The 24,294-nt window shown below is 37.4% G+C and carries 27 protein-coding genes; 4 read left to right on the top strand and 23 right to left on the bottom strand.

Going from position 1 to position 24,294, the window contains the following annotated elements:
* Positions 1-3 precede the first annotated feature (3 nt).
* The 13 genes from NQ540_RS03125 to secG all read right to left on the bottom strand — a co-directional run bounded on the left by NQ540_RS03125 (position 4) and on the right by secG (position 13,271).
* Positions 4-372, bottom strand: a complete 369-nt coding sequence (locus NQ540_RS03125) for a biotin/lipoyl-containing protein (RefSeq protein WP_005604917.1) — start codon at positions 370-372, stop codon at positions 4-6.
* Complete coding sequence (locus NQ540_RS03120) at positions 373-690, bottom strand: OadG family protein (RefSeq protein ID WP_005604916.1); 318 nt, start codon at positions 688-690, stop codon at positions 373-375.
* A 10-nt stretch (positions 691-700) separates the two neighbouring features.
* The gene (locus NQ540_RS03115; RefSeq protein WP_070437004.1) at positions 701-2,092 is read right to left on the bottom strand and encodes an oxaloacetate decarboxylase subunit alpha; all 1,392 of its coding nucleotides are present in this window, start codon (positions 2,090-2,092) and stop codon (positions 701-703) included.
* 18 nt (positions 2,093-2,110) lie between these two features.
* Entirely contained in the window at positions 2,111-3,760 is a 1,650-nt protein-coding gene (locus NQ540_RS03110; RefSeq protein WP_005604912.1) for a phosphoenolpyruvate carboxykinase (ATP), read from the bottom strand.
* A 200-nt stretch (positions 3,761-3,960) separates the two neighbouring features.
* The gene (locus NQ540_RS03105) at positions 3,961-5,280 is read right to left on the bottom strand and encodes a sensor histidine kinase (protein ID WP_005604911.1); all 1,320 of its coding nucleotides are present in this window, start codon (positions 5,278-5,280) and stop codon (positions 3,961-3,963) included.
* Positions 5,277-5,933 carry a response regulator transcription factor gene (locus NQ540_RS03100; RefSeq protein ID WP_039848833.1) on the bottom strand — a complete coding sequence of 219 codons (657 nt, stop codon included), beginning with the start codon at positions 5,931-5,933 and terminating at the stop codon, positions 5,277-5,279. The genes NQ540_RS03105 and NQ540_RS03100 overlap by 4 nt, the downstream gene beginning before the upstream one ends.
* Positions 5,934-5,984: 51 nt before the next feature.
* Complete coding sequence (locus tag NQ540_RS03095) at positions 5,985-7,361, bottom strand: ABC transporter permease (protein ID WP_005604907.1); 1,377 nt, start codon at positions 7,359-7,361, stop codon at positions 5,985-5,987.
* A 5-nt stretch (positions 7,362-7,366) separates the two neighbouring features.
* Entirely contained in the window at positions 7,367-8,014 is a 648-nt protein-coding gene (locus NQ540_RS03090; RefSeq protein WP_005604905.1) for an ABC transporter ATP-binding protein, read from the bottom strand.
* A 12-nt stretch (positions 8,015-8,026) separates the two neighbouring features.
* Positions 8,027-9,313, bottom strand: coding sequence for an ABC transporter permease (locus NQ540_RS03085; protein WP_039848718.1), 1,287 nt, complete (start codon positions 9,311-9,313; stop codon positions 8,027-8,029).
* A 147-nt stretch (positions 9,314-9,460) separates the two neighbouring features.
* On the bottom strand, positions 9,461-9,925 hold the full coding sequence (gene smpB, locus NQ540_RS03080; RefSeq protein WP_005604901.1) for an SsrA-binding protein SmpB: 465 nt from the start codon (positions 9,923-9,925) through the stop codon (positions 9,461-9,463).
* An 11-nt stretch (positions 9,926-9,936) separates the two neighbouring features.
* Positions 9,937-12,231 (bottom strand): ribonuclease R, encoded by a 2,295-nt coding sequence (rnr, locus tag NQ540_RS03075; protein ID WP_005604898.1) that lies wholly within the window; start codon positions 12,229-12,231, stop codon positions 9,937-9,939.
* A 4-nt stretch (positions 12,232-12,235) separates the two neighbouring features.
* Positions 12,236-12,964: an alpha/beta hydrolase gene (locus NQ540_RS03070; RefSeq protein WP_005604896.1), complete on the bottom strand. Its 729-nt coding sequence runs from the start codon at positions 12,962-12,964 to the stop codon at positions 12,236-12,238.
* Positions 12,965-13,037: 73 nt separating this feature from the next.
* A complete protein-coding gene (secG, locus tag NQ540_RS03065; protein WP_039848716.1) occupies positions 13,038-13,271 on the bottom strand; it encodes a preprotein translocase subunit SecG in 234 nt (77 codons plus the stop codon).
* 165 nt (positions 13,272-13,436) lie between these two features.
* Here secG and NQ540_RS03060 point away from each other — a divergent pair, with 165 nt between their 5' ends.
* From NQ540_RS03060 to NQ540_RS03045, 4 genes are read left to right on the top strand one after another with little or no spacing between them, the layout of a single operon-like run.
* Entirely contained in the window at positions 13,437-14,204 is a 768-nt protein-coding gene (locus NQ540_RS03060; protein ID WP_005604891.1) for a Cof-type HAD-IIB family hydrolase, read from the top strand.
* Between the two features lie 16 nt (positions 14,205-14,220).
* Entirely contained in the window at positions 14,221-14,697 is a 477-nt protein-coding gene (locus NQ540_RS03055; protein WP_005604890.1) for a glutathione peroxidase, read from the top strand.
* A 46-nt stretch (positions 14,698-14,743) separates the two neighbouring features.
* A complete protein-coding gene (locus NQ540_RS03050; protein WP_005604888.1) occupies positions 14,744-15,169 on the top strand; it encodes a pyridoxamine 5'-phosphate oxidase family protein in 426 nt (141 codons plus the stop codon).
* Between the two features lie 19 nt (positions 15,170-15,188).
* Entirely contained in the window at positions 15,189-15,680 is a 492-nt protein-coding gene (locus tag NQ540_RS03045) for a TlpA family protein disulfide reductase (RefSeq protein WP_005604886.1), read from the top strand.
* A gap of 75 nt (positions 15,681-15,755) precedes the next feature.
* On the opposite strand, the gene NQ540_RS03040 is transcribed toward NQ540_RS03045, so the two are convergent.
* From NQ540_RS03040 to glyA, 10 genes are all read right to left on the bottom strand, one after another.
* On the bottom strand, positions 15,756-16,181 hold the full coding sequence (locus NQ540_RS03040; protein WP_005604885.1) for a F0F1 ATP synthase subunit epsilon: 426 nt from the start codon (positions 16,179-16,181) through the stop codon (positions 15,756-15,758).
* A 2-nt stretch (positions 16,182-16,183) separates the two neighbouring features.
* Entirely contained in the window at positions 16,184-17,608 is a 1,425-nt protein-coding gene (atpD, locus tag NQ540_RS03035; protein WP_005604883.1) for a F0F1 ATP synthase subunit beta, read from the bottom strand.
* 23 nt (positions 17,609-17,631) lie between these two features.
* Positions 17,632-18,564 carry a F0F1 ATP synthase subunit gamma gene (locus tag NQ540_RS03030; RefSeq protein WP_005604882.1) on the bottom strand — a complete coding sequence of 311 codons (933 nt, stop codon included), beginning with the start codon at positions 18,562-18,564 and terminating at the stop codon, positions 17,632-17,634.
* 24 nt (positions 18,565-18,588) lie between these two features.
* The gene (atpA, locus tag NQ540_RS03025; RefSeq protein ID WP_005604881.1) at positions 18,589-20,097 is read right to left on the bottom strand and encodes a F0F1 ATP synthase subunit alpha; all 1,509 of its coding nucleotides are present in this window, start codon (positions 20,095-20,097) and stop codon (positions 18,589-18,591) included.
* Between the two features lie 10 nt (positions 20,098-20,107).
* The gene (gene atpH, locus NQ540_RS03020; protein ID WP_005604880.1) at positions 20,108-20,650 is read right to left on the bottom strand and encodes an ATP synthase F1 subunit delta; all 543 of its coding nucleotides are present in this window, start codon (positions 20,648-20,650) and stop codon (positions 20,108-20,110) included.
* Entirely contained in the window at positions 20,650-21,156 is a 507-nt protein-coding gene (atpF, locus tag NQ540_RS03015) for a F0F1 ATP synthase subunit B (RefSeq protein WP_005604879.1), read from the bottom strand. The genes atpH and atpF overlap by 1 nt, the downstream gene beginning before the upstream one ends.
* 41 nt (positions 21,157-21,197) lie before the next feature.
* Positions 21,198-21,413: a F0F1 ATP synthase subunit C gene (gene atpE / locus NQ540_RS03010; RefSeq protein ID WP_005604878.1), complete on the bottom strand. Its 216-nt coding sequence runs from the start codon at positions 21,411-21,413 to the stop codon at positions 21,198-21,200.
* Between the two features lie 24 nt (positions 21,414-21,437).
* Complete coding sequence (gene atpB, locus NQ540_RS03005) at positions 21,438-22,151, bottom strand: F0F1 ATP synthase subunit A (protein ID WP_039848714.1); 714 nt, start codon at positions 22,149-22,151, stop codon at positions 21,438-21,440.
* Between the two features lie 138 nt (positions 22,152-22,289).
* Positions 22,290-22,925, bottom strand: a complete 636-nt coding sequence (gene upp, locus NQ540_RS03000; protein ID WP_005604875.1) for a uracil phosphoribosyltransferase — start codon at positions 22,923-22,925, stop codon at positions 22,290-22,292.
* 130 nt (positions 22,926-23,055) lie between these two features.
* Entirely contained in the window at positions 23,056-24,288 is a 1,233-nt protein-coding gene (glyA, locus tag NQ540_RS02995; protein ID WP_005604874.1) for a serine hydroxymethyltransferase, read from the bottom strand.
* Positions 24,289-24,294 lie beyond the last annotated feature (6 nt).

The raw sequence follows: 24,294 nt of genomic DNA, 5'->3' as shown, positions 1-24,294 counted from the left end.
CTCCTAAATCGTTAAGAGTGGTTGGTTCGATTCGACAGATTCATTACTTGATACATGAATTGCTTTCACAACACCGTCACAAGGAGCAAGGATTTCATTTTCCATCTTCATGGCTTCTAAAATCACGAGTACATCTCCTTTTTTCACTGCATCACCGATATTTTTATTGACCGATAATACAATCCCTGCCATTGGAGCTGGAACCACTTCACCGTCCCCTGTTGGAGCAGGATCCTGTGTAGGTTTCTTTTCTTCCACTGGCGCATTAGGTGCTGGAGCTGCTGCTAATTTCTGCTTTGCTTCTTCATTTGAAATTTCTTTTAGTGAGACGATAAATGTTTCGCCATTTACTTCTACTTCATATTTTTTCATTTAGTCCACCTTCTTTTCAATCGATACAATTTCAAAGTGCTTGTCTGGTACATCCGCACTTGCTTGTGTTAAAGCTACTAATGCGGCTACTCTAGCAAGTTTATTCGTTTCAAATAGTGTTCCATCATTTGTTGGAGCCTCAGGTTTCACCTCAACTGGTTTCCCCACAACTCCAACTGTTGTATGACTCTTTGCTTCCAGGATTTGGATAACTTTAGAGCTTCCTTGCATGAGGAACATTAGAATCGTCAACATCACAAACACAATTCCCATTGAAACGATTGTGATCCATAAGATTTCTAATAAACTTAGTTGCATAACTCTCTCCTCACTTTACAGTCGCAAAAATCTTCACGATTTCAGATGGTTTTTGCCATTGTCCATTTTTCTTAAGCAAGAATTCTTTGCCGACTTTAGGGAAAAGTGCGTAAGTTAAGACGTCTTCGTCACTTCTTGCTAAATCTCCAAGTTCTGCTTTGAGTGTTTCGAATTCAGGTGGCAAATGATTGGCTGGTCGATCCGTGATAACTTCTTGATCCCCAATGATTGATCTTCTGAAGCTTTCTTGAATTGGCACTGGTGATTGTCCATATGAACCAAGTAAGTATGCTTTCACTTCGTTTGAAACCACTTTATAGCGTTTGCCAGTAAGAACATTCATCGTTGCTTGAGTTCCCACCATTTGGCTCATTGGAGTTACGAGTGGTGGATATCCAAGGTCTGCTCTTACTTTTGGCACTTCTTTTAATACTTCTTCGTATTTATCCGTTGCACCTGCTTGAGTTAATTGAGAATACATATTCGATAACATCCCACCAGGAACCTGATATAAAAGCGCACGTGGATCTGGTGTTAACATTTTTGGATTTAATGTTCCATCTTTAATGTATTTATCTTTAATTACTCGGAAGTGGTCTGCAATTGGTTCTAATTTTGCCAAATCAACGGAGATGTCATAGCCAAGTTCACGAAGCGCAATCGCTAACGATTCCGTAGGCGGTTGACTAGTTCCTTCACTGAGTGGTGAAAGAGCTGTGTCGATACGGTCCGCACCAGCTTCAATGACTGCTTGATAAGTGAGTTGCGCAATACCACTTGTGCAGTGAGTGTGTACAACGATTGGAACAGTAATCACTTCTTTTAATGCACGAACAAGCTCAATCCCACGAGCTGGTGTTAAAATTCCAGCCATGTCTTTCACACAGATAGAATCCGCACCCATTTCTTGCATTTTAGCTGCTAGTTCTTTGTAATAGTCAATCGTATGCGCATCACTAATCGTGTAACAGATTGTCATTTGCGCTTCTTTACCTGTCTTCTTCACGGCATTTAGTGAAGCTTCCAAGTTACGAACGTCGTTTAACGCATCGAAAATCCTGAAAATATCAATCCCATTTTCTGCTGATTTTTCGACAAATTTTTCTACAACATCATCGGCATAGTGACGATATCCCAAAATATTTTGTCCGCGTAACAGCATTTGAAGCGGTGTTTTCTTTAAATGTTTTTTCAAGGTGCGAAGTCTGTCCCATGGGTCTTCGTCTAAGAAACGAATACAGGCGTCAAACGTTGCTCCACCCCAACATTCTAAAGAGGCAAATCCTGCTTCGTCTAATTGATCTAAAACAGGGAGCATATCTTCAATTCGCATACGGGTTGCCATCAACGATTGATGAGCATCCCGTAAGATTGTATCTGTAATTCCTATTTTTCGAGTCATCACCGAACACTCCTTCCACTATAATACGTCGATAAAGCGTTCGATTGTCTTGATGCTTTCAAGAGCATCTGTTGGAATTTGATGTTCTGGATTTGCATCATTAAATGCTTTCAAGTAATCCAAACGGAATTGCATACGATCACGAATCAATTCAGCGTAGTCTCCGTTCATTTCAGGCACTTCATAGCCTTCTACTGGTAAGTATTCCATTCCTGGAAGGCCGCCAAACAAATCAAATTTTGCTTTACCATCAACAACTGTTTCAATTACACCAAGAGACACTTCTTTCGTCACTTTCTTACCTAAGAAATCCCCTGTATTGATAATGTAGCAATCTACTCCTTTATCAAATAAAGCTTTGAATTTTTCGTAGTCTTCTACTAATGGATATACACGGAATGGGTTTGCGTATGGTTCGATAACGAGCGCATCTAAGTTTGCTCCAGCCCCTGTATTTTCAGCTGTTGAACGTTTTGTCATTAAAGTACATCCTAAAATAGATGCTAAACGTGGGTCTGTGATTTTCACTAATGGTGGAAGTGCATCATCTTTCATAATCCAGAAAATAGATTGAATTGGTTCTTGAATCTTATCGACGCGGTTCGGGGTTGAATAACGAGATTTAATTGTTCGCCCGTTACCATTCCGAATATCTTCTGTTACTAATACTTTACGGCCGTTTTCATCCAGAGTCACACCGCAGTTTTGAACCGTTACGAAGTAATCTTGTTCTCTGTGACCTGCTGGATAGTCATTTGTTTTGTCGAAGTAAGAAGGTTCCAAAGCTACAGATGAACCATCTTCTACCGAAATTACAAATGCATCGTCGTGTAATACTTCAATATCATATTTATTATCATGTTTTGCGTGTGTTAATGTAGACTTCCCTGATCCAGATAATCCAAAGAAGCTTGCAACGTAAGATTCGCCTTCTTTACGGAAAATCTTCAATCCGCCGTGACAAGAAACGTAGTTGTTACGAGCGGCAGTTGCCCAAGCAAGTGTCAATGTTCCCTTTTTGATTTCCCCAAAATAACTCATTCCTAAAATTGCAGCACAATTATGTTTCGTATCAAAGAACGCTAATCCATCTGGGTAGTCAGGATGTCTCCATGTAGGATCAAAGAAAATAAAAATGTCATTTTCATCATATTGTTTCGATGCATCATAACGTCTCTTATATTGGTCATTGAAAATTTGGAAGTTCAATAACCAAGAATATAAGTTATTAATATGTTCTTTAGGCATCGTGATGTGCGCTTTTACCATAAAGTCTTCATCAAGACCTACAATAGCCGTTCCTTTAATAAAAGGTTTAAAAGCGCTGTTATAAATTTCGTCGCGAATAATTGGAATAATCTTTGCATCTTCTGACGGATTATTCCCTAAAATTCGACGAGCTTTTGCCGTACGTCCAACGACACTCCCATCCACTACCGAAAGAATATGCGCATCCTCGGGTAATCCTAAATCCTTCGCATTTGCTACGAATGCATCTAATACAGTTGTATTGGGTGCATGTGACGCTAATTCATACGCCTCTGCCAGAGTCGGAATTTCAGTCGCATTGTTCGAATAAAAAGCTGGTTCAATAGTTGCCTTCAATTGCGAAAGATGCGGATTGCTCTTGCGTATAGTGTCTGTAGCGAAACGATCAATTGTTGCCATAATATCAACCTTCCTATCTTTTTATTGATATCTTTATTATACACGAAAACGCTTTAAATGTAAGCGTTTTTGTGATATTATTTTCTAATTTACTTATTTTTAACATTACTGATCCATTACAAAAAAGCTGGATTATCTCCTAAAAGAGATAATCCAGCTTTTTCATCAATTCAATAAACAACACTCCTTCCATACAGCTTTTATTCTGTTTCTATTTCAAAACACATTCCTGTTTTGATTGCATAAAAGCGATGTTTAATTTCTTCTTGTTTTAATAATTGATGGACAATGTATAATCCTACCCCATTACCACTTCCTTTATTACTTGTCGATGGTAGTAATGAATATGCCATCTCTATTTCTTCCTCCGTCAGAGGTTGACAAGGATTCTCTATTTTTAAGATACCATTTTTAGCAGAAACTTTGATAACACCTCCTTCATTTGAGTAACGAATCGCATTAATCATCAAATTATTCCAAACCTTTTGGAAGGCCATTTGGTTCATTTCTATTGTTGAAGATTCTAGATCCGTTTCAATAATTAAATTTCTTTCTTGTGCTAAAATTTTAAATTCTTTGTTCCAAATAGGAATCATTTTTTCTAGTTGAATCGATTGCTTTTCCATTGTGCTTTCTTGTAATTTTGAAAGCTCCAATATTTCTTGAACTAATACAGATAACTGGTCCACTTTGCCAAGGGATGCTACTAGATATTTATCTCGATCTTTGTATTTTCCTACATTAAGGCTCATGTTTTCTAGCATAATTCTTAAACTAGCAAGTGGTGTTTTCAACTCATGCGAGGCACTACGAAGAAAATCCACTTTTGTTTTTTCTAAGCGAATCATTTTTTGATTCTTTTCTTCTAGTTCATCAATTACCGACAATAAATGTTGATACAAATCATTAATTTGCACTTCCATCTGTCCAATCTCATCTGAACTTGGTTCTAAAAAGGCTGCATCTCTTTCTAAATTCATCATTTTCTCTGTGACTCGAGACATTCTCATCAGAGGTCTTGATAGTTTTCTTGCGTAAATATAAGAGAAAATTACTGCCGTAAATATCGAGATGGCTAAAGACAATGGTAAATAATGGAAAGTGACTCGCGTGGCTTGTTTGACCATTTCCGTCGTTGACACCACTTGAATAAATAATTTTTTCCCATCCTTAGTCGTGACTTCACGGTCTTCGATAATCACAGAATGTTGATTGCTGTTCTCATCTATTGGTAATTTTGCTCCTAAAGTTACACTTTCTCCAGTGCTTTCATGCTTCAAATACGCTGTTATACCTTCATTATTGGCATACACTTGTAATGCTGAAGCAGCTCCCTTTTCATCCACTTGAGAAAGACTCTGTACAAGAACATCCGCTTTTCTACTCAGTTCTTGCTGCCGTTCTTGCATGTAAAAATGCGGGAAAGCAAAATATAAGAATAAATGAGCAACCGCAACGAGTGATATTAATATACTAAAAGTATAAATGAAAATTTTTGGAAATAATTTTAATCTTCTCATTTTAACTCCAATTTATATCCAACATTTTTAATAGTAACAATACAATCTAATTTTAGCTTTTTACGTAGCTGTTTAATATAAACATCCACGACTCGATCAAATGGTGGATCTTCATGGTTAGACCAAACATGATCTAAAATTTGTGAACGGCTCAAAGCTTGTCCCTCATGCTTCACAAGCAGTTTTAGAATCGACAGCTCTTTAGCAGTCACTTCTACTAATTGATTATTTACATACGCTTCAAATCGCGTAAAATTAACACTTGTATCCTGATAACTCCAGGTTTCTACTTCTCCATAATGTCTTTTTAGCAAAGCCTCAATCCTCTTATAAAGGACCATTAGAGAAAATGGTTTTTGAATATATCCATCCACAAGTAATTCAAAGCTTTTTACTTGAGTCTCCTCATCTTGTAAGGCTGTTAACATCAATATTGGGACATTACTTTTCTGTCGAACTTCTTCTAATACTTCAAACCCATTCTTTCGGGGCATCATAATATCTAATAGAATCAAATCAACGGATTCTCGGTTAAATACTTCGAGAGCTTCGACACCATCACAAGCTTCAAAGACTGTAAATCCTTGTTCACTTAAAAATTCTCGAACACCTTCTCGAATAGCCTCTTCATCTTCAACAATTAATAAATTCAAAAACATCACCTCTCTTTCTATTATAACAATCTTTACTATTGTAAACTACCTTTATTCCGTATCCTGTAACAAGCTCTTCGGTGATTTTTGTAAAATCAATGCGCTCGCAAGCAATACCGCAATGACAATAACCACTAACCCAAGTCCAATAACGATTCCTTTGTCCATATTTGAAACTGTTACTGATAGTTCCGTTAGAGTCTTATTAAATCCATCTACTGCAGCACCTCCACCTAAGTTAGCTGATTTTGCTTCGTTGGCAAGTTGAGTTCCTAAACTACTATTCACTTGTCCTAAAATTAATTTTCCAACCCATTCACTGACAGGTCCCCCTGCTAAAAAGGCCGCCCCAAAACTTGCGATACTTACCATTCCTACTTCACATAGCATTTGTGTAATAATTGTTTTCTTTGTCATTCCTAATGCTAATCGAATTCCGATTTCCTTACGACGGCTGTTTGTCCACAAGAACAAGATTAACACTAAAATAATCGCAGAGAAAATTAGACTTCCGATGAATAATTTATTCGTTAGACCATACACAAGGTTAATTGATTTTTGTAAAGTTGGATAGTTTTGGCTACTTTTCACTAATGTATAAGCTTTCCAGTTAATCCCTAATTTTTTAGCTTGTTCCATTACCTTATCGATGTCATATTCTCCTGAAACTAGGAAAGTTGCATCTAAATAAGTGCCATCTTCTTCACTAAATCCATACATTAAACGACTTGTTTTTAAGTCTGTTAAAATTGTATTTTCGTATAATTCTTGAGGAGCAGTTACTCTTCCTTTATTTTTCCCACTAAACGTTCCGACAATTGTTACTTCAGTTTCGTTGTTTGCTTTCTTTTCATTATCCGCATCATAAATATTGGATTTTAATTTAATCTTGTCTCCAACTTTTAAATTGTTTTTCTTAGCAAAGTCTTCATGAACCATTGCTACGTTCGTATCTGAATCTGTAATGTGTCTTCCAGATGTTAATGTGAATGTTTGAGCTGCAAAACGTTCATCCATACTTGAATCATTAATTCCCGTTACCATCGCAGCTTTTCCAAAACGTTTCACACGGTTGGCATCCAATTTAACACCTTGAGCTGGGATTAATTCTTGATCAACTAAGTCCGCTACAACTTCCATTCGTTTAATAGCTTTTTGAACACCTTCAATCCCTTCAATGGCTTTGATATCTTTCCCCTTCAAGTTCCCCCCACCACGAGCAGTTCCTTGATTGTGACGACGGTCAATTTGCATTGAAAAAGACGAATTAATCGATTTAAAGGTTTCTTTTGCAGCTGTGTCTGTCGCATGTTTTACAGATAAACTACTTAAAGCAACAGTTGCCATACTGAATAAGATAAAGAAAATTATGAACGATTTAAATTTCTTTCTAGTCACGTATGCCCAAGCATTTTGAATAATTCTCATTTATCTCACCCCTTCTTTCCTTTTGATTTTTTTAATTGTCCTTCTTCAAGTGTAAGAACTTCGTCACAAGCGTCGGCTACTTGCGGACTATGAGTCACCACAACTACACACTTTCCGCTTTCATGGGCAGCCATTTTTAAAATATCAATAATTTCAGCAGCTGTTCCTTCATCTAAGTTTCCTGTTGGCTCATCTGCTAAAATGATTGGCGCTTTGGATACTAAAGCTCTAGCAATAGCTACACGTTGTTGCTGTCCACCTGATAGTTTCAATACATTTCTATGAATCAATTCTTCTCCTAATCCTAATTTTAGAAGAATTTCTTTATCCGCTTTTTCGTTTACAAGTTTGACATTTTCAAGCGGTGTTAAGTAATCAATCAAATTGTAGTTTTGGAAAACTAAGCAAATATGATCTCTACGATGATCGCTGTATGAACCTTTTGCAATATCTTCTCCTTTAAATAGCACTTTTCCCTTTGTTGGACTATCCAATCCTGCTAATAAAGATAAGAATGTTGATTTCCCAGCACCCGATTTACCTACAACAGCAATAAATTTTCCTTCCTCAAACTGTGCATTTAAATCTTTTAAAACATATTTTTGTGCATTCTCATAACGATAGTAAATATTTTCTAATGATAACACTGACATAAGACCACTCCTTTAATTCATTTGACTTAATATTTTCTTTGGTTTTTTCATTAAGATTACAGCTGTACTAAATAGTACTGCTAATACAATAATGACAATGACGATGACTAATGTTTTAACACCTTCCATTAGCGTAAGCTGCGGTAAACTGGATTCAAATAATGACTTGACCTGAGCAGGTATATCATCCGATGAAATCAATCCTGAGTAAAATTGATTTGCCACAAACTCACCAAAGAATAATGCGATTAAATAACTTCCTGAAGCAATCGTAAACAGCTCCAGTAAAATTTGACTAATAATTTTTCCTCTTGAAATACCAAGAGATAATAATATTCCAAATTCATGGATTCTTTCACGTAAGGTGAATAATAAAATTAAGAATAATATAATGACTGCTAATGCGAACACAGATCCCGTTAATAACATCATTAATGATTTAAAATTTGAAATTGGACCTGATACTTGTTCAAAAACTTGTTCATTTTTGGATAATTGTAAAGTTTCCCAATTTAGTGAAAGTTTTTTTACTTCTTTAATCACAGAGTCTAGTTGAGAAGGATTCTTTACAGTATAAATAGCTCTATGCACAACTTCGTTCGACTCCTTATTACCTGCTAATAACTGACTCGTTTTATAATCCATATACATACGATTTTCAGTTAAATCACTTGTGAGGCCTGTAGATTGCTCTGATAATTTTCCGTTGAAAATCCCAACGACTTCAACAGTGATTTCATCATAAGAGCCTCCACCTTCTTCTCCATTCTTAAACAGTTTCATTTTGATTTTAGAGCCAACCGTCCAGTTGTTCTCTTTCGCTAACTCTTCATGAATAAGAACTTTATTTCGATCTTCTTTTGTTAATGCTCTCCCACTTTGAATATTTAATGCTCCACTGGCAAAATTCATTTCATTATTGCTATCACTAACGCCTCGAACACCCACTAGCTCACCGAGATTTCCTTGATCTAGTTGAACAGATTGTTCTCTTTGAACAGCTTTAGCATCTTGCAATTGCCCTACCGCATCATATTCATATTGAACATCTTTAACTCCATCTGTTTTCTCAATTTGAGTTAATTGCTTCTTTTGTATCCCCCCATCATTTAAGATTGATTCAACTTGAAAGCCTGAATTTGAAAGACTAAGGAGTTTCTCTTCAACCTTCCCAGTACTTTCTTGCATCGAAAGAACTGCTAATACTGCTGAAGAAATTAGTACCATAATGAAAAACAAAATTCCTGTCCGAATTTTCTTTCTGATTAAGTATGCTCCAGCGCGTTTCTTCCAATCCATTTGCTCACTTCCTTTCCTTATCCGTGATTTCATTTTGCATTCCCAATATGAAACCAATATGAAATAAATCTACAAAATAAACAGATCTATTAATTTTAGATTTTCTTAAAACTAAAAAAGCTGGACAAACGTCCAGCTTTTTCTCATTTAATATCTTTCTTTCATTGCACGGTCGATTTCGCGTTTCATATCCTTTTGCTTTAAGGCATCACGTTTATCGTAATTTTTCTTCCCTTTCGCAACTCCGATTAATAACTTCGCAACGCCATTTTTAATGTAAACCTTCAGTGGCACTACTGTGTTGCCGGCTTGCTTTACTTGCTCCAATAAATAATTGATTTGCTTTTTATGAAGCAATAATTTTCTAGTTCTTAATGGGTCATGATTGAAAAGCGTCCCTTGTTCAAACGGACTAATATGAACCCCTACAAGAAAAGCTTCTCCTTGCTTCAAGCTCACATATCCATCTTTTAAATTGATACGCGCTTGACGAACTGATTTGATTTCTGTTCCGGTTAAGACCATCCCAGCTTCAATCGTTTCAAGAATTGTATAGTCATGACTTGCTTTTCGATTTTGTGCGAGCACTTTATCGTTCGTTCCTTTAGGCATTCACGAACCTCCTAGCGTCTTTTCTTTTTCGTTTTAATGGCTTTTTTAAAACGTTGACGTCCTTTTGATTTTTTTCTCTTTTTAGAAGACTTATCATCAAAGCGTTCGCCTTTTCTTGGTCGTTCAGTTTTAGCCAATTTTGCATCTTCTACGAGTAGGAAATCGACTTCTCTAGCTTCCACATCTACTTTCACACATTTCACACGAACACGATCCCCAATACGGTAACTTACACCCGTACGTTCGCCAAGTAAAATCATATGGCTTTCAATAAAGTTAAAGTAGTCTTGTTTCAAGTGAGAAATATGAATTAATCCTTCTACGGTATTCGCTAACTCCACAAACATTCCGAATTTTGTCACCGAGCTTACGATACCATCGAATTCCTCTCCAACCTTATCTTGCATGTATTCGGCTTTCTTCAATGCGTTCACATCGCGTTCCGCCTGTACTGCAAGTCGCTCCATACGAGACGATTGGTCTGCAATTTGTTGCAACTTATCTTCTAGAAGCATTTCTTCTTTCTTCGATAAATGACCTGGATGTTTTCCGTAATGACGAATCATACGATGAACGATTAAGTCTGGATAACGACGGATGGGCGAAGTGAAGTGCGTATAATCCTCAGCCGCAAGTCCATAGTGTCCCGTTGGCGTGATATCGTATTTAGCTTGCTTCATTGAACGGAGCATCATCGTTGATACCACCGCTTCATACGGCTCACCGCGTACTTCATTCAAAGCTTTTTGCAACTTCTTCGGTGTAATCGAATCGTTCTTCCCTTTAATCGTAATACCAAATGCGGTAATAAACTCTAAGAAGCGTTGGAGTTTTTCGCTATCTGGATTTTCGTGAATACGATAGATAAACGGAACCTTCAATTGTTCATAGTGACGAGCCACTGTTTCGTTAGCAGCCAGCATAAAGGACTCAATGAGTCGCTCTGCTACGCCACGTTCACGTAGTACAATTTCAGTTGGGGCACCTTTTTCGTCCACAAGAATTTTTGCTTCTTGTGTATCAAAGTCAATCGCTCCACGTTCCATACGTCTACGCTCAAGAATCGTATGTAATTCTTTCATATTCCAGAGCATTTCTTCAATCTCTGGAGTGATTTTTTCGGAAGCTTCATTCGTATTGAATAATACATTCACTTCATCATAAGTTAATCGCTCGTTCGATTGAATCACACTTGGGAAAATCTCGTGCTGATAAATTGTTCCGCTACGGTCAATTTCCATGCGTGCAGTTAACGTTAATCGCTCTTCATATGGATGTAGCGAGCAGATTCCGTTTGATAATCGTTGCGGTAACATTGGAACCACACGGTCTGTTAAATACACACTTGTTCCGCGTTCGAATGCTTCCTTATCCATTTCAGAATTTTCCGTTACATAATAAGAAACGTCGGCGATGGATACCGTTAAGACAAAGGTTCCATCTTCGCGTTTGACTAGAGCTACCGCATCATCTAAGTCTTTGGCATCTGCTCCGTCAATTGTCACGGTTAATTCTTGGCGTAAATCCACACGCCCTTCAAGTTCTTCCGGTGAGATCACATCACTCACACGGTTGGCTTCCTCTATAACAGAGTCTGGGAATACTGTTGGAATTTTTAATTGATGTAAAATCATTAAAATATCCATGCCGACAGCGTCTTTATAGCCGATTTCTTTGACGATATGCGCCTTCAAGACGAGTTCGTGACGCTCTGTTTCATAACTGTCAACTTCAGCAATCACGACGGTTCCGTCAACTGGGTTTAATCCCTTTCTAGTTACATAACATTTCGTTTTCTTTAATTTAGAATCTTTTAATGCAATTTCGCCACAATAGCCTGTTTGCATCATAATCTTCGATGGATAACGTGTATAAATCCCCACCACTTGCTTCACAGCGCGTTCTATGATTTTCACGATTGTTCCGCTTGCGGCTTTATCGTTATAAGGATTTTCTTCTTGTACGATACGAATCGCAACTGTGTCTCCATCCATAGCGCCATGGACATCCGTTCTTGGGATAAAAATATCTGGTTTTCCTTCTTCAACTGTGACAAAACCAAATCCTTTATCGTTTAATCGGAATGTTCCTTCTAACGTACGATTTTTTTGATTGAATCCAAATTTACCTTGTCGTGTTAATACAATTTTTCCAGAATCTTCGAGGTCAGCTAATTGTTTCACTAAAATCTTAAAGTCCTTTGAACCAGTAAATCCGAAATGCTCACTAATTTCTTGAACAAAAAAACTTTCGGATTCATGTTCCATAAAGAAAACCATTAAGATTTCTTCTAATGATTGTCTCATTTCTTTACCTCCATTCTTGTTGATTTAGAAAAGAGAGAACAGTCTCTTGGAATTCCTTTCTAACAGGACTAACCGTAATCACGTGCCCCGCTTCTTCATACCAATGTAATTCCACTTGAGCATTCACCAAAGCTTCTTTTAATTCTAAAGAGGCTTCAGGATTTACAAGTGTATCTTGTTCCCCTTGTGCAATATAAAAACTTCCTGTTACTTTATCTAAATTAGATGCTACTTCACTTGAAAAGATTTGTAGTTCATCTAATTGCTTTTGGGCTTTCAACTTCATCTCGATACTATCAAAAGGACGATTTAGTTTTAAATAAGAAGCTTGAGCATACATCATAAAACCTTTTAACAGCCCAGGAAGTTGCGGATTTCTTACAGAAATCGGTGAGCAAAAAGTCCCAGCATAATCTACCAGTTGCTCCGTTGCGGCCTTTGTAGCCATAATTCCTCCCATAGATAGACCAAAAGATGCAATCGTATTAAACCCCGAATTTTTAACAAATTCGATCGCTTTTTTAGCATCTTCATACCATTTACTAGGAGAATTATTAAGAATATCATCGACATAAGGAGTTCCATGGCCAGAAAATACGGGAACATAGACTGCATAATCATGACGATGTAGAAACTGCGCAAGCATTCTCACATCTGCCGGTGTCCCAGTATAAGCATGAAATAAAATCACCGCTCTTGTATTACCTTCTTTTCTTAACCATAATGCTTCCATAATAAAACTCCTCTAATCTGTCAAATAAAAAAGTACAATTGGTTGGATGTCCGAACAATTGTACTTAAAATTACTATTTTGATGAAATGTATGCTAAAGCAAAAGCCAACAGCATGAAGATTGTTCCTAAAACAACAGTAACACGAATTAAGAACGCCTCAAAGCCACGTGCTTTTTGTTTTCCAAATAATTGCTCTGCTCCACCTGTTAAAGAACTTGCCGCATTTGTCTTAGAAGGCTGCATAGCCACTACAATAATTAATAATACGCATACCACTACCATCAGTGATAAAATCAAATTGTACAAAGGATTCCCTCCTTAACTAAAATTCTTTTCAATTTTAACACAAAAATCACGATAATTCCACTGTTTCATTTAAATTAGTCCTCTAAACTCTATTGCACTAACTATGATTAAAATAGCTAAAAACATGGTATACTAGAATAAGACTTAACGAAATGGAGTGACATAATGAAAGGTTTTGTATTTTTTGATTTGGATGGGACGCTACTAAATGGGGAGTCAAAAGTAGACGAATCAACGAAAAAAGCTATTCAAGCATTGAAAGAAAATGGGTATGAACCCTTTATCGCAACAGGACGCTCTCCTGCTGAAACTCGCGATATTATGGAGAGTGCAAACATCCACTCAGGAATATTTATGAATGGTCAAGTCGTTATTTATCAAGGAGAGCGTGTTTATTCTTCAGAGATTCCAACTGAAACAGTTGAAAAATTTCATCAAATGGTAAAAGAAGATGGATATGGCCTTACTGCATACAATGATAAACAGTTCTATTTAGTAGCATCCTCTCCAGGTGCTAAAGATGCTTATGGATTTATCCACTCTAACCCGCCAGTACTTAATCCAGATTTCTATAAAGAAAATCCAATTAACATGATGCTCTTTATTTCTCTTCCACCAGCCGAAGAAAAATATAAAGTAGCTTTCCCAAATCTTGATTTCCTTCGAAATACACCGTACTCAGTCGACGTGATTTCAAAAGGAAATTCTAAAGCAGAAGGCATCAAACGCTTTTTAGAACACTTAAACCAAGAAGACGCCAAAACTTATGCATTCGGAGATGGGCCAAACGATATCGAGATGCTCCAAGCAGTATCTCATCCTGTAGCCATGGGCAATGCCCTCCCTATTTTAAAAGAAATTGCTGAATTTATTACAACAGATAATACCAATAATGGGATTGTAAATGGTTTAAAACACTACGGACTTATATAAGAAAGAAGGAAGACGAATGTCAATTTATGAAATCGAAGTTCCAACTATTGACGGTGCATCAACTACTCTTGAAGAATTTAAAGGTCAATTATTGCTAATTGTCAATACCGCTAGTGGATGTGGACTTGCTCCCCAGTTTGAAGGACTGGAAAAGCTCTATTCGGAATTTAACGTGAAAGGCTTCTCTGTTCTTGGATTCCCATGCAATCAATTTGCTGGTCAAGAACCATTAACTGCTGAACAAGCTGCGGCCAATTGCCAATTAACTTACAATACGACTTTCCCAATGTTTGGTAAGGTTAAGGTAAATGGTCCAGAAACACATCCATTATTTGCCCTATTAAAAGAAGAGACTAAAGGCCTCCTAGGCGAAAAGGTTAAATGGAACTTTACAAAATTCCTCGTAGCTAAAGATGGAACGATTTTAAAACGATTTGCTCCTACTACAACGCCTGAACAAATTCGAGACGAAATCGCAAGTCTTCTTTCATAATCAAATATATGATAGAATAAAAAGAAAACGGTAAGGAGAAAGCACTATGGAAGTCAATGAAATTTTACGTATTTTAGAAGAAATGAATGTAGCTGTTGTTGCGACTGCAGACGAGAACAACCAACCTCATGCACGCCATATTCATATCGGTGTTGCAAACGAAAAAGGTGTGTTCTTTATGACAAGTCCAAAAACAAACTTCTACAAACAATTAAAACAAAATCCGAAAGTTGCTATTACTGCTATGAAGAGCGAAGACTACTTAATCCAAGTAATTCGTATTGAAGGTGTTGTGAAAGAAATCGGGCGTGAACGTCTTGAAGAAGTACTAAAAGATAATCCATTCGTTAAAGATGTTTACCCTAACGAAGAAGACATTGCTAGCGTACAAGTATTCCACTTATACGAAGGGAAAGGTTTCTACCATAGCCTTACTCAAGGACATAAATACGTGTTTGACATACACGAATAAGGATTAGAAAGAGGATTTTATGAAAAAACTTTTATTAGCACTTGCAGCATTAATGGTTGCAGGACTAGCTATCTTCTATTTTTTACCAGATAACAGTAATACTGCTAACGCAAACGTCGTATTTCAAGACGAAAGCGGAAAGAAATTAACAGAAAAAGACTTCACTGGAAAACCAACAGTCTATTATGCTTGGGCAAGTTGGTGTCCAGACTGTCAACAAGAACTTCCTATCTTAAATACTTTAAAAGAGAAATATGGAGATAAAGTAGAATTCGTTGGCGTTGCGATGATTAGTCAAAAAGAACCGATTGAGAATGGGAAAAAATACTTGAAAGAACATTCTCTTTCGCTCAATTATTACTCAGATGTTGATTCAAGCTTCCAAAAATATCACGAAATTACAGAAATTCCGACCCTAATCTTCACGGATAAAAATGGAAAGATCGTTAAGAAGTCAGCCGGTGTTCTTCCCCAAGAAGAAATCGAATCCTACATCAAAGAAATTTTATAAAATTAAAAACTAGCAGAAATATCTGCTAGTTTTTTTGTCTGAACAATAAAAGAGAGGATGCACGCATCCTCTCTTTTACTTTCTTCTATGCTTATAAACACCAATACGATTGATTGCTTTACTTAAAGCAATTTTTGCACGATCCATATCGCTTTTTGAACGACTTGTATCGCTTAAAACTTTTTCAGCTTTATCTTTTGCATGTTCGGCACGTGTCACATCAATGTCTCTTGCACGTTCAGCCACGTTGGCAATAATCGTTACGACATTATCCCGCACTTCCATAACTCCACCACCGATTGCAATATAATCAGTTGGCGAATCCTCTAAGAATCGTTTCACTCGAAGTGCCCCGATTTTTAAAGGAAGCATGATTGGAGCATGATGCGGTAGTATGGTGATTCCGCCATCGACTGCATCGGCACTCACAGAATAGGAACGATGGTTATACACTTTTCCTTCTGGTGTTGTGACAACGACCAGTAATTCATGTTCAGCCATCTTTAATTTCCTCCAACAAATCCTGCTGCTTTAGCTTTTTTAATCACGTCTTCGATTGGTCCTACGTTACGGAACATATCTTCTGGAATATCATCATATAAACCATCGATAATTCCTTTAAATCCGCGAACCGTATCTTTAATTGGAACGTATGAACCAGGTTGTCCAGTGAAGGCTTCAGCAACGTGGAAGTTTTGTGATAAGAAGAATTGAATTCTTCTTGCACGGTTTACAATAACTTTTTCGCTATCTGATAATTCATCAATTCCTAAGATGGCAATGATGTCTTGTAATTCACGATAACGTTGTAGCATTTGTTGTACTTTCATCGCTACTTCATAGTGTTCTTCCCCAACAATTTCTGGAGTTAGGGCACTTGAAGTTGAAGCAAGGGGATCCACCGCTGGGTAAATCCCTTGTTCAGTTAAACGACGTTCCAAGTTTGTTGTTGCATCTAAGTGAGCGAATGTTGTTGCTGGAGCCGGGTCTGTATAGTCATCGGCTGGCACATAAATCGCTTGAATAGATGTAATAGATCCGTCTTTAGTTGAACTGATACGTTCTTGTAATTGACCCATTTCTGTCGCTAATGTTGGTTGATACCCTACGGCAGAAGGCATACGACCAAGTAACGCTGACACTTCTGAACCTGCTTGCGTGAAACGATAAATGTTATCGATGAATAAAAGCACGTCTTGTTTTTCCATATCACGGAAGTATTCCGCAATAGTTAACCCTGTTAGTGCTACACGCATACGAGCTCCTGGTGGTTCGTTCATTTGCCCAAACACCATCGCTGTTTTAGCAGATACGCCTGATTCTTGCATTTCATGGTAAAGGTCATTCCCTTCACGAGTACGTTCCCCTACCCCTGTAAATACTGAAATACCACCAAGTTCTTCAGCGATATTATGAATTAATTCTTGAATTAATACGGTTTTCCCTACACCGGCACCACCGAATAAACCGATTTTACCACCTTTAAGATAAGGTGCTAAAAGGTCAATAACTTTAATCCCTGTTTGTAGAATTTCATATTGACTGTTTAATTCTTCAAATTTTGGTGCTGGTTTATGGATTTCATGTCTTGTAAAGTCTTCTGGGAATGGTTCTTTCAAGTCGATTGTATCTCCTAAAACGTTGAATACACGACCTAATGTTTCAGGTCCCACAGGAACGCTAATTGTGCGTCCTAAGTCCACTACTTTCATGCCACGTTGCAAACCATCTGTAGATTCCATGGCAATCGTACGAACTGCACCATCCCCTAATTCTACAGCAGTTTCCAATGTAACAGTCTTTTCACTTCCGTCACTTGTTGTTTTCACAACTTGTAATGCATTATGAATATCTGGAACGCCTTCTTCTAAAGGAAATACCACGTCTACAACTGGCCCTACTACTTGTAAAATCTTTCCAGTTCTCAATCCATTTTCCTCCTTCTAAAATCCTAATGTTCTTCCAGAGCGGCTGCTCCACCGACAATTTCTGTAATTTCTTGTGTAATTTGCGCTTGTCGTCTCTGGTTCAAATCTTGCGTTAAGTTACTGATTAAATCCTTGGCATTATCGGTAGCACTTCTCATCGCAGTCATACGAGAGGCATGCTCTGCAGATTTAGCATCGATAATGGCTCCGTAAATAAGCGATTCCGCATATTGTGGAAGCAAGATGTCCATAATTATTTCCTTATTTGGTTCGAAAATATAATCCAATTCGTACTCTTTTGCTTCATCTTCATCCAAGTCGATAATTGGTAACATTTTTTCAACACGATAGTTTGATAAAAGTGCATTTACATGGTGATTATAGCAAACGTAAAATTCATCAAATTCACCGTCACGGAACATTTGGACCGCACTTGACACAATCTTTCTTACTTCTTCAAAGGTTGGAATATCTGATACATCATTAATTTCAAGACGTACATCCACTCCCATTTTTTTGAAGAAGCGACTTGCAGCATCCCCAATGGTTAAGATGACATATTCATCCTTTGATTGGTGGTCTAACTCTAACATTTCTCTTGTTGATTGGAAAATGGAAGAGTTGTAACTCCCAGCAAGTCCTTGATCAGATGAAATCACTAAATATCCAGTCTTTTTAACTGGACGTTCAATTAATAAATCGTGATAGTCGATAAAAGAAGTAACTACTTCTCCATCCTCTGACGTTTCATCGACAATCTCTTCTCTATTGTGATTTGCGTATAGTAAGTGAGTTACAACTTCACGGATTTTTTGAGCGTAGTCTTGATAGTGACGCACTGCTTGCTCTGATTTGGCTAATTTTGCTGCAGAGACCATCTGCATGGCGCTAGTGATTTGACTTGTTTTCTTTGTTGAAACAATTCTCTTCTTTAAATCATTTAAGGAAGCCGTCATTCAGGTCACCTCTCCTTTCTACGCTTATTGAACACGTTCAAATAAATGAATTTGTTTGAAACTCTCAATCACTTTGTAGAATTTCTCTTCATCCGAAATCACATGTTGATCGCGGATTTCATTCAATAAATCTCTATGTTCGCTTTCTAAATGTTGATATAACGCTTTTTCAAATGATTTAATACGATCGATTGGAATCGCATCTAATAAACCATGTGTTAAAGCAAATAAAACCGATACTTGATATTCGATTGGTAATGGTTGGTGAACATCTTGTTTCAAGACTTCAACTGTACGTTTACCACGATTTAATTTTTGTTGAGTTGCCGCGTCTAAGTCAGAGCCAAATTGTGTGAAGGCTTCTAACTCACGGTAACTTGCTAAGTCGATACGTAATGTACCAGAAACTTTCTTCATCGCTTTAATTTGGGCAGAACCCCCAACACGCGATACAGATAATCCGGCAGATAAACCAGGACGTACCCCAGAGTAGAACAAGTCACTTTCTAAGAAGATTTGTCCATCTGTAATAGAGATTACGTTTGTTGGGATATATGCAGAAATATCTCCGGCTTGTGTTTCGATGATTGGTAAGGCTGTTAATGACCCTGCTCCTAATTCATCACTTAATTTCGCTGCACGTTCTAGTAGACGTGAGTGTAAGTAGAATACATCCCCTGGGTATGCTTCACGACCTGGTGGACGACGAAGTAATAGGGAAATTTCACGGTAAGCGGCCGCTTGTTTAGATAAATCATCATACACAATTAACACGTCGCGACCTTGATACATCCACTCTTCACCCATTGCAGTACCTGCATATGGTGCAATATAAAGCATTGGCGCTGGTTGAGAAGCGCTGGCAGATACAACGGTTGTATATTCCATGGCTCCATAACGTTTTAATGTTTCAACGAGGGCTTTAACAGTAGATTCCTTTTGTCCAATTGCAACATAAATACATAATGTATTTTTACCTTTTTGGTTCAAAATCGTATCCACTGCAATGCTCGTTTTACCAGTTTTACGGTCACCAATGATTAACTCACGTTGCCCTTTACCGATTGGCACTAAGGCATCGACTACTTTTAATCCTGTAGGTAATGATTGTTTTACACTTTGACGTTGCATAACGCCAGGTGCTTCATTTTCTACTGGACGTTTTTTTGTTGTTTCGATAGCACCAAGTCCGTCAATTGGACGACCTAACGCATCCACAACACGCCCGATAAGCGCATCTCCAACAGGAACATCCAAAATACGGCCTGTACGTTTTACAGGCTCTCCTTCATGAATGTTCTCATAAGAACCAAAAATGATGACACCCACATCTTGTTTTTCCAAGTTTTGTGCCATACCATAAGCGCCATTTTCAAATTCTACTAATTCTCCAGCCATTACGTTTGTAAGGCCGATGACACGAGCAATTCCGTCACCAATGAAAGAAACCTCTCCGATTTCTTCGATTTGTTCTTTCGTTTCAAAAGAAGAGATTTGGTCACGAATTCTCGCTGTAATATTACTCATTTCCATTTATGCCATCTCACCTCTTCAATCCAGTTTGGCTAACTTTTTCTTTGAATTGTTTTAATTTATTTGAAATTGTTCCATCTAAAAGAAATTCTTTGGTTTTCAATTGAACACCGCCTATAACAGAAGGATCAACTGTATTTACCCAAGAATCGTATTCTTTTTCTGTTTTATTTTGAAAAGCAATAGCAATACGTTCAATTTGCTCATCCGTTAAAGGAATTGCAGAAACAATTTCTAATTTATTTGCGTTATAAAGTTCAAGAAACGCTTCTAGTGCTTCTACGATATTCATAGAACCATCTTCTGACGGAAAAGTCGCTAAGTACTCCTGCGTTTCACTAGATAAGTGACCAAATGTTGATTCTAGAACTGCCAATTTTTTATCATACGAAACATGTTCCAAATGCATCAGCTGTCTAAAAGTAGATGTATTTTGAATTCCATCTAAAATTGCTTGAATTTCATTTGTTACTTGATCTAAGTGACCTTCATATTTTGCCTTTGCATAAAAATGGCTGGCTTCTTTAACGATATCTTTATGATATTTTACCATTATCCTTCCAACCCCTTAATGAAGGACTCAATCACTTCTTGATGTCTTTCTTTTGTCACTTCTTTTTCAAGAATTTGACTTGCAAGTTGAATAGATAAGTCCACAATCTCATCTTGTACTTGAGCAATGGCACGTTGCTTCATTGAATCAACTTCCCGTTGCCCTTCTGCTTTCATACGAGAGACTACTTCTTTACCTTCTTTAATCATTTCATCTTGCGTTTTTGATGCTGCTTCACGAGCGTTATTTAAAATATCGCTCCCCTTCAGTTCTGCTTTATGAATAATTTCATTCGCATTCGCTTGAATTTCTTCCGCTGCTTTTTTCTTTTCTGCAGCTTCATCTAAATCTTTAGAGATTTTATCCCTACGAGACTCTAACATTGCATTTACTTTATCCCAAGCAAAATATTTTACTAGGAAAAGTAATAATGTCATAGAAACTAGCACGACCAAAGTATCACCTAAAACGGTACTGGTATTACCTGACAACATTACTTCAAACATCGCTCACCCCTCCTTTTCGACAATAATCCCTTCATTTGAATCTATTTGACGAAAACAAGGATAAGAGCGATTAATACTGCGAAGATTGGCATCGCTTCGATTAAGGCAACCCCGATAAACATTGTTGAACGTAATTCGTTGCTTAATTCTGGTTGACGAGTCATTGATTCGATTGTTTTTACGATTACTGCTTGGTTCCCGTAGGCTGCTGCTAAAGCTGCTCCTACTACTGCAATTGCTGCTGCTAATTCTGTCATTTTAAATTCCTCATTTCTTAAAAATTAATGTTTCATTACTTTATGTGAGATATATACCATCGTTAACGTACAAAATACATACGCTTGAATAGCTCCAATCACAACTGAAAAACCTTGCCAAATTACACCTAACGGAATGGCAAGAATATACGTTATTAATCCGGCTGCTGATGAGAACATCACGATTAAGCCTAATAACACTTCACCAGCATATATATTTCCGTAAAGACGAAAAGCCAGTGTAATTGTATTCGTAAACTCTTCAATTAACTTAATTGGGAGCATAAACGACATTGGACTTAAATAAGAATGTTGAATATATCCTTTGAGTCCCATCTTCTGTACGCCAGAATAATGTGCGATTAATGTAGTCATCAACGCCAATGCCAAACATACGATTGGGCTGGCAGTAGGGCTTGCAAAATAACTATGATCCTCATAATGGATATAGAAAATGAGGCCCACCATATTGGCGACTAACACAAAAGAAAACAGTGAAAAAATATATAAATAATATGTTTGTCCCGTTTTCTCATCTACTGCGTTATTAACAATTCCTTTTGTAAATTCCATTAAAGCCTCTAAAGCATTTTGTAGCTTTCCTGGCTTCATGGACACTTTCCTGGCCGATAATATTGTAAATAGCGCAATGAGTATAACACTAACCCCACACGAAATCAAAATCGGAACTGAAAACGACACTCCAAAAATCTCAATCACTTTTGGTGTTGCTTCCATGAATCTTATTTCCCCTCCTTTTCACCAAATAAAGAATCTGACAACATCTCCATACATTGAGGCATTCGCTCAGTACGGTGATTATTGTCAGATTCGTTGGCAATAGTCTATCGCAAAAGCGTTGACTACATTAATTAATTATTTGGTTCCGAATAAACGATCTCCAGCATCCCCTAATCCTGGAAGAATGTATCCATGCTCATTTAATCGTTCATCTAATGCTGCTGCATAAATGTCGATTTCAGGATGTGCGCTACGTAAGGTTTCTACTCCTTCTGGGGCAGCTACTAAGCAACAAAACTTAATAGAGTTAGGCTGTGCACCACGTTTAAGTAATGCATCAATTGCTGCAACAGCACTTCCCCCTGTAGCTAGCATTGGATCTACGACAAACAACTGTCTTTCAGAAATATCTGAAGGCAATTTCACGAAATATTCTACAGGTTGCAAAGTATCATGATCGCGATACATACCAACGTGACCAATTTTAGCAGCTGGAATCAATTCTAAAATTCCATCTACCATCCCTAAACCAGCACGAAGGATTGGAATAATTGCTACTTTTTTACCAGCTAATGTTTTTAATGTTGTTTTAACAAGAGGAGTTTCGATTTCTACATCTTCAAGAGGTAAATCTCTAGAAACCTCATAAGCCATTAGCATTGAAATTTCGTTTACAACTTCGCGGAATACTTTTGTTCCACAATCTTTTTGACGAATCATTGTTAATTTATGTTGAATTAACGGATGATTAAGTACGTGAAATTTTCCCATTTGTCATTCTCCTTCCAATACATTAGTGTCACTTCTGTTATTTTACCTAAAAAACTAGTAAATTTCTAGTATCAGTTTGAAAACTTTTAATTATTTTCATAAAAAGTAACAAACTTTTACATCAAGTTGTTTATGCATATAGTTTGAAAGTTTCAGTCAATTGTTTCACTTCTTGACGGACACTATTTAACACTTCTTTATTTTCAGGATTTGTTAATGTTGTAAGGATTAACTCTGCTACTTTCTTCGCAGCAACTTCATCAAAGCCACGAGTAGTAATAGCTGCCGTTCCGACACGAATCCCACTTGTTTTAACAGGTGGTAATGTATCAAATGGAATGGTATTTTTATTCACTGTAATTCCAACAGTGTCAAGTAATTCTTGCGCTTCTTTACCGTTTAATCCAGTTTCTTTAATATCGAGGAGTAATAGATGGTTATCAGTACCACCTGAAATCGCACGAATCACTGTTCCTTCAAACACTTGGGCCATTGCTTTAGCATTATTCACGACTTGCTCGATATACTCACCAAATGCTGGTTGAAGAGCTTCATGGAAAGCAACTGCTTTACCAGCAATCACGTGTTCTAACGGTCCACCTTGGATTCCAGGGAAGATGGCGCTATTTAGTTTCTTGCCAAATTCTTCTTTTGCTAAAATTAAGCCACCACGTGGTCCACGCAATGTTTTATGTGTTGTTGATGTTACTACGTCAGCATAAGGTACTGGACTTTGATGGGCTCCTTTAGCGACTAAACCAGCAATATGTGCCATATCCACCATAAAATAAGCTCCAACTTCCTTAGCAATTTCGCCAATGCGTTTGAAGTCAATTTCTCGTGGGTACGCTGAAGCTCCAGCTACAATTAATTGTGGTTTTTCTTCTTTAGCAATACGTTCTAATTCATCATAATCGATTGTTTCAGTTTCTTGATTTACTCCATAAGAAACAAAATGATAATCTTGTCCAGAGAAGTTTACTCCCATTCCGTGAGTCAAGTGACCACCATGGTTTAAGTCCATCCCTAAAATCTTATCGCCCTTCTTTACTAAAGCACGATATGCAGCCATATTTGCTTGAGAACCCGAGTGAGGTTGAACATTAGCATATTCAGCACCGAATAATTCTTTTACACGATCAATCGCTAGTTGTTCGATGACATCCACGTACTCACATCCGCCATAGTAACGACGCCCTGGATACCCTTCTGCATACTTATTCGTTAGAATACTTCCTTGTGCACGTAAAACTCCTTCTGATACGAAGTTTTCTGATGCAATCAATTCAATCCCCTGTTGCTGACGATGAAGTTCTTTTTCAATCGTCTCAAAGATGATTTTATCTTCTGTAAATTGACTCATTCAACT

Origin of the sequence: Granulicatella adiacens ATCC 49175 (genome assembly GCF_025150565.1) — a bacterium.
Taxonomy (GTDB): Bacteria; Bacillota; Bacilli; order Lactobacillales; family Aerococcaceae; genus Granulicatella; species Granulicatella adiacens.
The sequence above is the reverse complement of the archived record's forward strand: the minus strand, read 5'-3'. Positions and strand labels throughout refer to the sequence as shown.